This window comes from Thalassobacillus sp. B23F22_16, assembly GCF_043496955.1.
GTDB lineage: Bacteria > Bacillota > Bacilli > Bacillales > Halobacillaceae > Thalassobacillus > Thalassobacillus devorans_A.
Genome location: NZ_JBIEKD010000016.1, coordinates 89,805 through 103,468 on the forward strand (window position 1 = coordinate 89,805; position 13,664 = coordinate 103,468).

Annotated in this window: 12 protein-coding genes; 2 read left to right on the plus strand and 10 right to left on the minus strand. The window is 43.7% G+C overall.

What is annotated here, in order from left to right; all coding sequences use genetic code 11:
• Positions 1-338: 338 nt before the first annotated feature.
• The 7 genes from yhbH to ACGTNI_RS13560 form a co-directional block, all read right to left on the minus strand.
• Positions 339-1,505: a sporulation protein YhbH gene (yhbH, locus tag ACGTNI_RS13530; RefSeq protein WP_062443873.1), complete on the minus strand. Its 1,167-nt coding sequence runs from the start codon at positions 1,503-1,505 to the stop codon at positions 339-341.
• A gap of 243 nt (positions 1,506-1,748) precedes the next feature.
• The gene (locus tag ACGTNI_RS13535) at positions 1,749-1,967 is read right to left on the minus strand and encodes a hypothetical protein (RefSeq protein WP_062447664.1); all 219 of its coding nucleotides are present in this window, start codon (positions 1,965-1,967) and stop codon (positions 1,749-1,751) included.
• Between the two features lie 110 nt (positions 1,968-2,077).
• Positions 2,078-3,379, minus strand: coding sequence for a 2-oxoglutarate dehydrogenase complex dihydrolipoyllysine-residue succinyltransferase (gene odhB / locus ACGTNI_RS13540; protein ID WP_085506784.1), 1,302 nt, complete (start codon positions 3,377-3,379; stop codon positions 2,078-2,080).
• Positions 3,366-6,245 carry a 2-oxoglutarate dehydrogenase E1 component gene (locus ACGTNI_RS13545; RefSeq protein ID WP_085506783.1) on the minus strand — a complete coding sequence of 960 codons (2,880 nt, stop codon included), beginning with the start codon at positions 6,243-6,245 and terminating at the stop codon, positions 3,366-3,368. The genes odhB and ACGTNI_RS13545 overlap by 14 nt, the downstream gene beginning before the upstream one ends.
• Before the next feature lie 241 nt (positions 6,246-6,486).
• Complete coding sequence (locus tag ACGTNI_RS13550; RefSeq protein WP_176223970.1) at positions 6,487-6,648, minus strand: hypothetical protein; 162 nt, start codon at positions 6,646-6,648, stop codon at positions 6,487-6,489.
• 126 nt (positions 6,649-6,774) lie between these two features.
• Positions 6,775-8,670, minus strand: a complete 1,896-nt coding sequence (locus ACGTNI_RS13555; protein WP_085506782.1) for a PrkA family serine protein kinase — start codon at positions 8,668-8,670, stop codon at positions 6,775-6,777.
• Positions 8,671-8,838: 168 nt separating this feature from the next.
• The gene (locus tag ACGTNI_RS13560) at positions 8,839-9,114 is read right to left on the minus strand and encodes a hypothetical protein (RefSeq protein ID WP_085506781.1); all 276 of its coding nucleotides are present in this window, start codon (positions 9,112-9,114) and stop codon (positions 8,839-8,841) included.
• A gap of 153 nt (positions 9,115-9,267) precedes the next feature.
• Between ACGTNI_RS13560 and lipM the strand changes: the two genes are divergently transcribed.
• Entirely contained in the window at positions 9,268-10,089 is an 822-nt protein-coding gene (gene lipM, locus ACGTNI_RS13565) for an octanoyltransferase LipM (protein WP_139823789.1), read from the plus strand.
• A 28-nt stretch (positions 10,090-10,117) separates the two neighbouring features.
• The gene (gene lipA, locus ACGTNI_RS13570; protein WP_085506779.1) at positions 10,118-11,062 is read left to right on the plus strand and encodes a lipoyl synthase; all 945 of its coding nucleotides are present in this window, start codon (positions 10,118-10,120) and stop codon (positions 11,060-11,062) included.
• A 62-nt stretch (positions 11,063-11,124) separates the two neighbouring features.
• Here the strand turns inward: lipA and ymaG are convergent, their stop codons facing one another.
• The 3 genes from ymaG to ACGTNI_RS13585 form a co-directional block, all read right to left on the minus strand.
• Positions 11,125-11,322 carry an inner spore coat protein YmaG gene (ymaG, locus tag ACGTNI_RS13575; protein ID WP_085509155.1) on the minus strand — a complete coding sequence of 66 codons (198 nt, stop codon included), beginning with the start codon at positions 11,320-11,322 and terminating at the stop codon, positions 11,125-11,127.
• 381 nt (positions 11,323-11,703) lie between these two features.
• On the minus strand, positions 11,704-12,177 hold the full coding sequence (gene trmL / locus ACGTNI_RS13580) for a tRNA (uridine(34)/cytosine(34)/5-carboxymethylaminomethyluridine(34)-2'-O)-methyltransferase TrmL (RefSeq protein WP_085506778.1): 474 nt from the start codon (positions 12,175-12,177) through the stop codon (positions 11,704-11,706).
• A gap of 45 nt (positions 12,178-12,222) precedes the next feature.
• Positions 12,223-13,089, minus strand: a complete 867-nt coding sequence (locus ACGTNI_RS13585) for an amidase domain-containing protein (protein ID WP_394463265.1) — start codon at positions 13,087-13,089, stop codon at positions 12,223-12,225.
• Positions 13,090-13,664 lie beyond the last annotated feature (575 nt).

Here is a 13,664-nt window from a genome sequence, read left to right on the forward strand (position 1 = left end):
AGGGGCTCCGGGAAACGATTCGCTTTCCATGGGCGTGTGCTGAGTCTTCTCAGGCTTCGCCTTGCGGGGCCTCAGCGATCCCGCATATCCCACAGGACTTTGAATTACCTTCCATGAAAAACACCGCACGAAGGAAATGCGTAGCATTTTCGAGGAGTCTCACCGTTTCCCTACGCCCCTTTACCATAGGAAATTCTCAAAATCACACTTGGGAAATTTGCCCTATAATAATAGAAAGAAGACTTTGACTCCCTTACACCCTTTTATAAATGCCTAAGAATCTTAAATTGAATTTTAAAAGAGGTATTAAAAAAGAACCAGCTCTGAAATAGAGCTGGTTATACAGTCATCTCTTCTTCTTTTTCGCTCAGGAACTTCTGCATGGCGTAAAGAACATCTGCTTTCTTTCGCAAAACATAATAACTGAACTTTGGATGTTCGATTTTCTTATACACTTGCATCAGGCTGGAGTGCCGGTTGTATTGATTTACTTCTCCATATCCAAACAGACTGGATACCTTCAGGAGCTCATCGATAAGCTGCAGACATCGTTTGTTATCGGATGTTAAATTGTCTCCATCTGAAAAATGAAAAGGATAGATATTATAACGTTCTGGAGAATATTTTTGATCGATCAGCTCAAGAGCTTTACGGTAAGCTGAGGAACAAATCGTACCCCCGCTTTCTCCTTTGGAAAAGAAGTCATCTTCACTAACTACCTTTGCTTCCGTATGATGTGCGATGAATTCAATATCCACAGTTTCATATTTAGATTTCAAGAAACGATTCATCCAAAAGAAGAAGCTTCTTGCCATATACTTTTCCCACAATCCCATCGAACCTGAGGTATCCATCATCGCAATGACGACCGCTTTTGATTCAGGCTTCACGACGTCATTCCAGGTCTTATAGCGGACATCTTCTGGATAAATCGGTGCAAACGATGACGTCCCTTTCATGGCGTTTCGTTTGAAAGCCTCAAGCATCGTACGACGTTTATCAATATTTCCCGTCAGACCTGTTTTCCTGACATCACTGAATTCAATGTCCGTCGTGACAATATTGTCTTTCTCTTTTTCCTCCAGGTTCGGCAGCTCAAGTTCTTTAAATAATGCCTCTTCCAGTTCAGCAAGACTAATTTCTGCCTCGTAATAATCTTCGCCTGCCTGATCACCTGCTCCTTCACCTTTACCTGCTTTCTTGTCACCCGATCCGTCTCTTGCAACCACGTCACCTACTTGGCTATCTCCATCCCCTTGACCAACATGTTTATTTTTGTCATGGTTGTAGCGGATTTTATATTCATCCAGTGATCGAATTGGTATTTTAACAACATGTTTGCCCTTTGACATGATGATGTTTTCTTCCGTGATCAAATCTGGGAGTTGATTCTTCATGGCCTCCTGAACTTTTTCCTGATGTCGCTTCTGGTCGTCATGTCCTTTTCGGTGGAGGGACCAATTTTCTTCTGCAATCACAAAATTCTTCTCTTCAGCCAACTTCATCCCCTCCTGCTATAGTATTATTCTATACTATGCAGGTTTGTCGATTTTGATTAAATATTCAGACTATTAATTTCAAAAAATACCACTCATATTTCAAATATAGGCTTAAAAAACCTTGATTTGATAATGATTCCACCAGCTTGTTTTCTATTCTATTAATTTTATAGAATATCTCCGAAAAAAAGAGAGAGATAAAATAAAAATACATCCCATGGTTAGACCCATGAGATGCACACGGACATTTTATTGATCTTCATCATTTTCTTCGTTTTTCTCAGCTTTCATTTGGGAAAGGAGCTCTTCGCTCGCTTTTTCTGCTGATGTCACTTCCGTCAACCCCATAAAAGACCAGCCCTTCGATTCGACCCAGTCCATGAACTCATTCAAAAATTCATCATGGGTGAGATCAACATCATAAATCGCTCCGTTGATGGAGATCGTTTTCTTTGGGTATAAAATCATGTTGAAAGATCGTGGTGTCTTCATATGATCCCACCTTTCCTGTTGATACTAACAATGTACCAGATAAAACGAATCCTCGCCATAGGCTATGGCGAGGATTCACAAAATGTTTAACCTTCCAACAATAGATCGTATGGGTCTTCAATCAATTCCTTCACACGTACGAGGAATTGTACCGCTTCTTTTCCATCGACAATACGGTGATCGTAGGAAAGCGCAATGTACATCATCGGACGTACTTCGATGCTGTCATCCGGCATAACCATGGCACGCTTCTGAATGTTGTGCAAGCCAAGGATACCAACTTGTGGTGCATTCAAAATCGGTGTGGAAAGCATAGAACCGAAAGTTCCTCCGTTTGTAATCGTAAAGGAACCTCCCTGTAATTCATCCAACTGCAATTCTTTATTGATCGCTTTCTTAGCCAGACGGGAGATGTCTTTTTCAATTCCAGCAAAGCCTAAGCGGTCTGCATCACGAATGACTGGTACAACCAGACCTTCATCTGTAGAGACTGCCATACCGATGTCATAGAACTTCTTCTTAACGATTTCGTTGCCTTGGATTTCCGCATTCAGTAATGGGAATTCTTTCAAAGCACCGATGACCGCTTTGGTGAAGAAAGACATGAATCCAAGCTTGATATCATGTTTCTTCTGGAAGTCTTCTTTACGTTCTTTACGCAGCTGCATGACAGCAGACATGTCTACTTCGTTGAACGTCGTCAACATCGCAGAGTTTTGCTGCGCTTCAACAAGACGCTTCGCTATCGTTTGACGACGACGGGACATTTTCACGCGCTCGACCGGCTTATCAAATTCAGTTTTTTCATTGTTCTGTTCCGCTTTTTTCTCTTTCTTAGGTGCCTTTTGCTTCGTCTCTTTTTCTTTAGAACTGCTTGATGCAGCGTCTACATCCTCAGGACGAATGCGGCCTAATGGATCACGGGCACTGATTTCATTCAAGTCGATTCCCAATTCACGGGCACGCTTTCTGGCAGCCGGGGTTGCAATTACTTCACCTTTGCCATTTTCACCATCGGATGTTTCTTCTGCCTGTTTACTTTCTTCTTTCTTTTCTTCCTTCGCTTCTTTTGGTTCTTCTTTCTTCTCTTCTTTAGGCTCTTCTTTTTGTTCTTCTTTATCGGAGGAATCATCAGAAGATCCGCCAGCTTCACCATTTTCATCTACTTTAGCAATGACATCGCCAACTTCAACGTCGTCTCCGGCATCTTTTACGATTTCGGTCAATACTCCGCTGGCATCAGCGTTTACTTCTACGTTGACTTTATCTGTTTCGAGCTCCAGAATCGGATCGCCTTTTGATACCTTATCACCTTTTTTGACAAGCCACTCGGCAATCGTTCCTTCTGTAATGGACTCAGCTAATTCAGGGACCTTAATTTCTTTCACTTGAATTTCCTCCTTTAGACATCATTAGTGCTTCGTTTATAATGCGTTTTTGTTCTGTCTTGTGGATATTCGGTTCACCAACTGACGGAGATGCACGATGTGGACGTCCGACATAGCGGTGAATTTGGCCTTCTTCCAATAACCTGTGGAGGATACCCTCGACGAAGTACCAGCTTCCCATGTTTTGTGGTTCTTCTTGTACCCATACCAATTCTTCCAGGTTCGGGTATTCATTCATAATTTCTTTCAGGCGTTCTTCAGGGAAAGGATAAATCTGTTCTACCCTTACTCCGGCAATCGTATCAAAATTGTGCTCTTCTGCCTTTTCTGCAGTGTCTTCAATTTCTACCATAATTTTACCGCTGCCAATCAGTAATGTCTTGACCTTATCCTTGTTTTCACTTAAACCAGGCTGGTGTTTAAGAGTTTCGAATTTACCTTCAGCGAAATTTTCTCCAGGATCAGCTACTCGCTGGTTACGCAATAGACTCTTCGGTGTCATTAACACCAATGGACGTGCTTCTTCCTTACCACTGATTGCCGCTTGTCTGCGTAATAAGTGGAAGTATTGAGCAGCAGATGTCACATTGGCAACCGTCCAGTTGTTTTCCGCGGCGAGCTGTAAGAAACGTTCCAGACGGGCACTGGAGTGCTCAGGTCCTTGTCCTTCATAACCATGAGGCAGCAAGAAGACCATGCTTGTCTTTTCTCCCCATTTGGCACGGCCGGCTGCTACAAACTGATCAAAAATGACCTGACCCGCATTAGCAAAGTCACCAAACTGTGCTTCCCAAAGCACGAGTGATTCCGGAGCCTGCACACTGTAGCCGTATTCAAACCCTAACACACCTGCTTCTGATAGCGGGCTGTTATGGAGCGCAAATGATGCTTTCGCCTGCTCCAGTCCATGCAACGGGTTATAGGTTTCACCTGTTTCGACATCATGCAGGACCATATGACGATGAGCGAACGTACCACGTTCACTATCCTGTCCGGTAAGTCGGATCGGCAGGCCATCTTCCAGAATAGAAGCGAATGCAAGTGCTTCCGCTGTCGCCCAATCTACCTTTCCGCCATCTTCAAGCATTTTCTTCCTGCGTTGGAGAATTTTTTCTAATTTCTTAAAGCCATTGAAACCTTCCGGACGCTTCAACATTCCTTCATTCAAAGCCTTGAGGCGGTTGATATCAATGGCGGTTTCAATTTCATCCAATGTACTTTCTACCGCTTCCGGACGCTTCTCTGCCTCTGGTTCGGCCGTTTCATTTTCTTTCATATTCCGATAGAGTTCCCGGAGCTTGTTCTCGACTTTTTCTGTCATGTCCTTGAACTCTTCTTCTTTTATGACTCCTTCCTGCTGCAGTCTTTCCTGGTAAATATTTGCTGCAGTCGGATGGTTGTCAATTTCCTTATAGAGCTGGGGCTGTGTAGCGCGTGGTTCATCCATTTCGTTATGACCATAACGACGATAACCAACCAGGTCGATCAGGAAGTCTTTATGGAATTTCATGCGATATTCATAAGCGAGTGCTGCCGCTGATAAACACGCAACCGGATCATCCGCGTTAACATGGACCACCGGGATTTCAAAACCTTTCGCCAAATCACTGGCATAACGAGTAGAACGTCCATGTTCACGGTTCGTTGTAAACCCGACCAGGTTGTTGGCAATGACATGAAGCGTACCGCCTGCACGGTAGCCAGGCAGATCACTCATGTTCAAAGTTTCTGCAACGACACCCTCACCAATAAAGGCTGCGTCCCCGTGAATGACAATACCAAAAGCTTTATCCTGGGAATGCTTAGGTGCTCCAGCCTGGGAGCGATCATCCTGGGCAGCCCGTGTAAAGCCTTGTACCACTGGATTGACAAACTCCAGATGGGATGGGTTGTGGGCGAGCGTCACACGAGTCGAATGCTGTTCGCCATTCTTTATTTCACGACGGGCACCAAAGTGGTATTTCACATCGCCTGTCCATCCATAGTTGATTCCCATGGAACCTTCAGATGGCACCAGCTCCTTATCAGGAGAATGGTGGAATTCGGAAAAGATCTTATCATATGGCTTACCAAGAATATGGGCCAGTACATTCAAACGCCCACGGTGAGCCATCCCCATCATAATATGTTCTGTTTCATCTGCGTAAGAAGACTGGATGATATGCTCAAGCATTGGCACCATGATATCCAGGCCTTCAATCGAGAAACGTTTCTGCCCGACAAACGTCTTGGCCAGGAAATTCTCAAATCCTTCGACATCAACCAGCCTGCTGAGCAGCTGTTTCTTTTCTTCATCGCTTAAAGATACAACAAAGGAACCGGTATCTACTTTATCCTGCAGCCACTGTCGCTCTTCCTCATTATGCACATGATCATATTCGAAAGATATCGTGCCGGCATAACGTTCTTTCAATGTCTTGACTACTTGCAAAGCGTTGTTCAATTTGACCGGAGAATCAGGCCATACCCAATTTGCCGGGATAGCTTCCAAATCCTCTTCCGTCAAATTATAAGTAGCAGGATCAAGCAGCTCGGAATACCGTTCTTTCCCCCCTACGGCATAAATATCTGCTTCTAAATGTCCATGACGACGAATAGCCTCAACAAGCTTGTATGCTGAGGTCACCTTTGCGATGTCCTGTTCCGATGGTGCAGCAGCGCCGTTGCTCGTAGAGCGCTCGACCCCCGCTTCCATCCATACAGGAGCCCCATGCTCATCGAACATTTCCTTCAGTGAAGGATCGACAGCATCAGGGTCTTGCGTATAAAGTTCATACTGTTCTTCAATGTACCCCATATTGGGGCCGTGAAAGTTTTCCCAGAAGCTTTCCTGAGACCCATTGTTTGACAAGTTGATTACCCCCATGTAGATTGGTCTATCGTTGCGATTAACGTAAACGTTTGCAAACCTAAGTTACATTATAGGTTCGAGTAGTTAGTTCTTCAAGAATTATAACCTAATTTTTCGACTGAAAACAACAAAACCATTATAACAAGAAAGACGCACCTTTGGGTACGTCTTTTACAACTTTTCGACAATGTTTACCATGAAAAGGCTGGAAAATATATGTCAAAGTGAAAATGCTGTGAAATTTTCTTAAAAACAGTTATTTTTCGTGCTGTTTGGGATCTGGATCCTGCCCTTTATCTCTCACTTCTTCGTTCGTCTTCATACGCTCCATTACTCTGCCCTGGTATTTGACCTCTTTCATATCTTTTGCCATGGAACTATTATCAGGCTTATTCTTTTCCATTCTTTTATCACCCATACCTCCACCACCTTTTTTATTTAAGATACCCCAACTTCCTTCTGGAAAAACCTGAAAAGAAATTAAAAGAGCTTAAGTAATTAAAAAAGCATGGAAAAGGAAATCCTTTTCCATGCTCTTTTGGTATTATCTGTTTAAGAGGCTGCCGACGTAGCGAAGCAGTTCGTTCGCTGAGCTGGAGTTGTAGCCATATTCATCGACCAGGGTTGCGATGACTTCATTCATTTTCTTAAGCTGCTGTTCATCCGGCGTCTTTGTCGAGGTCGTAATCTTGACGATATCCTTCAAATCTGCAAACAGCTTCTTCTGGATCGCTTCGCGCAGGCGTTCATGGGAATGATAATCAAACTTCTTCCCTTTACGTGCATACGCGCTGATCCGGATCAAAATTTCTTCACGGAATGCTTTTTTGGCATTTTCAGAAATTCCAATTTGTTCTTCAATCGACCGCATCAGTTTTTCATCCGGGTTCATTTCGTCTCCTGTCAGCGGATCTCTGATCTTAGTCTTATTACAATAAGCTTCCACATTATCTAGATAATTGTCCATTAATGTTACGGCCGATTCTTCATAAGAGTAGACGAAAGCTTTCTGGACTTCTTTCTTCGCCAGCTCATCATATTCTTTACGGGCAACAGAAATGAAATTCAAATAACGTTCCTTATCTTCTTTAGAAATGGAAGCGTGGCTATCCAAACCATCCTTAAGTGAACGTAATACATCGAGCGCATTGATCGACGTCATCTCTTTTTTAATGATAGTAGAAGAAATCCGGTTGATGACATAACGTGGATCAATCCCACTCATTCCTTCATCCGGATGTTCTTTACGCAGTTCCTCTACATCCACGTCACTGAACCCTTCTACATTCTCTCCGTTATAAAGTCTCATTTTCTTCAATAAGTCTACTTGCCCGCGCGTAGAATCTTTCAGTCTCGTCAATATCGTAAACATCGCAGCAATTTTTAACGTATGTGGCGCGATATGGACATCCTTGATATCACTCTGCCTGATCATCTTTTCATAGATCCGTTCTTCTTGACTTACTTTTAAGTTGTAAGGTACAGGCATGACAATCATTCGCGAATGGAGTGCTTCATTCTTCTTATTGGCAATGAAGGAACGATACTCCGCTTCGTTCGTATGCGCAACGATCAACTCGTCTGCTGAAATCAATGCGAATCTTCCTGCCTTGAAGTTCCCTTCCTGGGTCAGTGACAGCAGATGCCACAGGAATTTTTCGTCACACTTCAGCATCTCCTGAAACTCCATCATCCCACGGTTGGCTTTATTCAATTCCCCGTCAAAACGGTAGGCGCGCGGGTCTGACTCAGAACCATATTCGGCAATGGTCGAAAAGTCGATTGAACCAGTAAGGTCAGCAATATCCTGGGACTTCGGATCCGATGGACTGAATGTGCCAATGCCGGTACGCTTATCCTCAGAAAAGAAAATACGCTCTACCATTACGTCTTCGATCCTGCCGCCATACTCTTCTTCCACCCTCATCATATTTAGCGGCGACAAGTTTCCTTCAATTCTAATGCCGTATTCCTCTTCAAAATCAGGACGTAAGTGGTGAGGAATCAAATGTAAAGGATCTTCATGCATGGGACACCCCTTGATGGCGTATACTGCCCCCTGGTCCGTATGCGAATACTTTTCTAAACCACGCTTCAGGATATTGACGAGCGTAGATTTACCGCCACTGACAGGACCCATCAATAGTAAAATCCTCTTGCGGACATCCAGTCGTTTGGCAGCCGGATGGAAATATTCTTCAACCAGCCGCTCCATCGCTTCTTCCAGACCATAAATCTCATGTTCAAAGAACTTGTACTTATGATGCCCTTCTCCCTCTTCAATCCCTGCGTCTTTAATCATATTATAAACACGCGAATGTGCAGATTGAGCTAAATAAGGCCGTTCCTTCAACAACTCTAAATAATCAGAAAAGGTTCCTTCCCATTTCAGCTTCTCCTCTTCTTCCCGGTAACTTTGAATCTTTTTCAAAATATCCAATGTACTACCTCCCCTGTAGATAATGGGCAAAAGCTGATTAGTAAAGTCTATGTAGCTACCGTATAAGTAATGAATAGATAATGAGAAGAACTGAAAAAACTTGTCCATTCAAACATAGGAAGACAACAAATCGAGGAGCAAACCAGAAAAAGACTGACCCATTAGCGGTCAGTCATCCTCATCCATATAGCGCTTTTCAAATTGGTACTGCTTCCGTCTCCTTAACCCTAAGATAAGGAAGACAACAAAGAGGGTAATATTCAGAATTCTGAAATCAGGATAGATAAATGCTAAAACGGCCCAAATGGCTGCACTTGCTAAAAACAATATACTGGAATAAAGCGTCTGGCTCACCAGGGACTCCTCCCTTATCGTGTAGTTGGCTTGCCTCTCCTGTCCTTCCTTGCTTTCCTTTATCTTATCGACAAATAAATCGGATGACAATCCTTTACAACCTGAATCTGCCTCTTTTCAAACCAATTCAAATCGTATGCATTAGCAGGCTTATCTTTTTTGACACACAAATAGCTGCCTTGTTAAACTTAATCTGTGCATTTTACTTAATTAAAGTACGAACTTTTAACAGAGAAGAGGATCATAATGAGTGAGACTTGGTATTATGTCGACACTGGCCATGCAACTCCTGCCTTCAATATGGCAATGGATGAGTTGCTGCTTGATTGGCATAGTGAAGGAAAAATCCCGCCAGTATTGCGCTTTTACGGTTGGGAACCTGCCGGCCTTTCGGTTGGCTACTTCCAAAAAGTAAAAGGGAAAATAGATCTTGATGGTGTCAAACGCCACGGTTATGAGTTAGTCAGGCGTCAGACAGGTGGCCGTGCTGTACTTCATGACCAGGAATTGACCTATAGTGTTATTGTATCAGAAGAACACCCTGATATGCCTAAATCTGTCAAAGAAGCTTATCTTGTGATCTCTAAAGGATTGCTGCACGGATTCCGGAACCTCGGCGTTGAGGCTGATTTTGCCATCCCGGAAGGAAAATTGGAAACGACAGGTTCTGCTGTCTGCTTTGAAGAGCCCTCCTGGTATGAGTTAATTGTAGAAGGTAAAAAAGCGGCCGGCAGTGCCCAGACCCGGAAAAAAGGTGTTATCCTGCAGCATGGATCAATTCCAATTGAAGTGGATGACGGCAAATTATTCGATATGTTCATTTACCCGAATGAACGTGTGAAGGAACGTGCGCGTAAAGCGTTTGGGGATAAAGCGGTAGCGATCAATGATATCATTCCATCCCCTGTCACATTCGACCAGACAAAAGAAGCATTCAGACAAGGATTTGAGAAAGGTCTTGAAATCAATCTGGAGCCGTATCAATTGACTGCTGAACAATTAAAAGCAGTGGAGCAATTAGCAGAAGAACGCTATCGTAGTGACGAATGGAATTATATTCGATAAGATTATTACAAAAGGAGTGTACACTAGCATGGCTAAAAAAGAAGAGTACATACGGAAACCGGAATGGCTGAAAATCAAAATCAACACAAACAAATCGTATAATCGTTTAAAAAAGCTGATGCGCGATAAAAAACTTAATACGGTTTGCGAGGAGGCACGCTGCCCTAACATTCACGAGTGCTGGAGTGAGCGCAAGACTGCTACTTTCATGATTCTTGGTGATACGTGTACACGAGGCTGCCGCTTTTGCGCTGTCAAAACAGGGCTGCCTAATGAGCTCGACTGGGGTGAGCCGGAACGTGTAGCAGAATCTGTTGAAATCATGGGACTGAAACACGTTGTAGTCACAGCAGTTGCTCGTGATGACTTGAAAGATGGCGGTGCAGCAGTTTTTGCTGAAACTGTCAAAGCAATCCGTCGCCGAGTACCAGGCTGTACAGTGGAGATTCTTCCTTCCGACATGAAGGGCGACTATGAAAGCCTGCATACATTGATGGATGGCAAACCAGACATCTTCAACCATAATATTGAAACTGTACGTCGTCTGACAAAGCGTGTTCGCGCTCGCGCTATGTATGACCAATCACTCACTCTTCTGAAGCGGGTAAAAGAAATCGCTCCAAACACCCCGACAAAATCAAGCATCATGGTCGGACTTGGAGAAACGAAAGAAGAGATCATCGAAGCGATGGATGATTTGCTGGCACACAATGTTGATATCATGACAATTGGCCAGTACTTGCAGCCAACGAAAAAACACTTGAATGTAGAGCGTTATTATCATCCCGATGAGTTCGAAGAGCTGAAACAAATCGCCATGGAAAAAGGCTTCAAGCACTGCGAAGCCGGTCCGATGGTTCGTTCTTCTTATCATGCAGATGAACAGGTAAATGAAACCTCTGCCCAGCGACGCATCAAGTATATGCAAGGTTATGAATCCCAGGGTGAAGAACTTGATAACGTAAAGTTTTAATTACAAGTTAAACTTTAAAATATAGAGAATCCATCCTGATCAGGATGGATTCTCTTGTTCAATCAATAATAATACGGCGGATAGTAATATGGTGAATAATAAGGTGGGTAATAATAATATGGCGGATACGGGTACAAGGCACTTCCGAGCAAGCCTCCTAATACACCACCTAAAAACGGTGCACCGTAAAACCCTCCTCCGTAGTAGTATGGCCTTCTTGGACGTCTTCCTGGACGCGGGCGCTGCCGATCATCATCCATCTCCATCATGGTGTCCGGTAAATACTCAACGTTCATTTTTCCTCCCCCTTTTTGTACAGTAATACCTATGGTTCACTGTATGTGGGGACATACCCAGATGTATGGGCGAATGTGCATCTATCCATTCGTTGATATTTTACACGATTAGTAATTCACATCTTTGGATAATTTAGTTATAATAAGTGATAGTTGAACTTGTACAGAATAAAGGAGGCGCCATTGTATGAAACTAGCGTTGATCATCGGAGTATGTACGGTATTCCTTACATCCATATTCGCAGCTGGATATGACGAAAAGCCAGGCACCCCGCAAAAATAAACATTAGCATGCTAAAACCCGCATCGAAAGCCAAGATGCGGGTTTTTTATTAAGTGATAAATTCATGTGAGCCCAGGAAAGTCCTGTTGGCGCAATGCTTCATAAATCAATATAGCAGCAGTATTGGACAGGTTGAGTGACCGGACTTTATCCGTCATATGGATTCGAAGGCAGCGGTCTTCCTTTCCTTCCAGCAATTCGAGAGGGATACCATCTGTTTCCCTTCCGAATACGAAAAATAAGTCCTTTTCCGGCTGGTCGAAATTATAATCGGTATAATGCTTCGTACCGAAGTTCTCAATATAATAGAACTCCCCTTCCGGGTAACCTTCATATAAATCATCGAGACTATCATGATAATGAATGTCAACATCATGCCAGTAATCAAGTCCGGCACGGCGCAGCATTTTATCATCAGTCGAGAACCCGAGCGGGCGAATCAGGTGTAAGCTGGAATCGGTAGCAATGCAGGTTCTTGCAATATTTCCGGTATTAGCGGGTATTTCAGGTTGATATAATACGACATGGATCGGCATGTTCTTCACCTCTAGTTGCATAATGACCCGCTTATTATAACATATTCAATCACCGATCCGGAAAAACTTGTATTCGATATTTGGCGTATAGGCCGTGGAGTCTTCATAAGACCAATAACGATGCCTGCTATTATAGGTATGGGCATTAACCAAAGGCATGCCATCGCTGTCTTTCATGACGACAATCGTGTTGTGATTCCACCTTCCGTCCCCTTCAAAATCGTAGCAGATGACATCTCCAGGTATCAGATCCTTCGGTGAATCTACTTCTTTCCCCGTCAGTCCCTGTCGTGAACCGCTTAAATACCATCGGAAAGAGTGAGCGACCGCCCAACTGTAACTCCAAGACTTTCCGGAATACCACCAGCCTTTTCCCCGGTTAGGAGATCCCCACATCGGCGCACCGCCTGCACGCATGCATTGAGATATAAAATTGGTACAATCATCTGTGAACTTCCGGTACTCGGGATTGTAACTATTCCACCAGCGTTCGGCATACCTTACTGCGCTCCTTCGATCATAGGTAAAACGTAGATCCGTTACTTGATCCATTAGGATTGGTTCATATTTTTTATCTCTTTCCACCGGTGCTGACAATTCTTCTTCGAATTCGTGTCTGTTGATTACACCATTTTTCAACTGCGCCCTGCAGTCCATTTCAGACTCTTCCACATAAAAATCTTCTTTCTTCTTGAGTACAAAATTTGTTTTCAACAAATACCGTACATCCGTGTTCCTGTCTGAATCCTTCAGTTTTTGATAGGGGGTTACTTCCCCGGTTACACGTACAATGCGATAGCCCCTGTCCCGATGAAGCTCCCACTTTCGTTTCAACCATGGGACGGTTTCCATATCCCTTTCATTCGTCAAAACCTCGTTCCAGTATTCCGTCAACATTCTTCCGTTTTCCATTCCCCTGATCCCTCCCCTATCAGTTTATGAAAGAAATCAGAATTCATTAGAAAAACCTGTCTTTCCGCCAAACCTTTACAATATAGCTCCCTTTAATGGAAGACGCAGTTTCAAGATAGTTGGGTTCGTTACCGTAAGGGAAAAGGGATGGGCTGGGAAACGACTCGCTTTCCTGCGGGGGATCTGGCAAGCTTCCTCGGGCTAAAGCCCTGCGGGATCTCGCCTAGCCCCTTCTCCCGCGGGAGTCTCCCCGTTCCCCCGCCCATCCAACCAGTTTTCTAGAAAAACGGCCCCTCTTCAAAAGGGAACAAATGTATAACTAAAACCTTCATCCTGATACATTGATAAAGGATGTAAAGGGGGCAACGCCTTCTTTCTAACATCATTAGGTAGATGCCACAAGTATGATTTCGAGAACCTCCTGTGGCAAGGTCCGCCGGGGAACGGCGAGACTCCCTCCGGAAATGTTGATACACCAAGGGTTAAAGATCGTTTTAACACTTTTAAAAATTTTTTATACTCCATTTGTTAAACAAGTTATTCCTTTTCTTCAATATTAAGGAAAACAAAGGGAC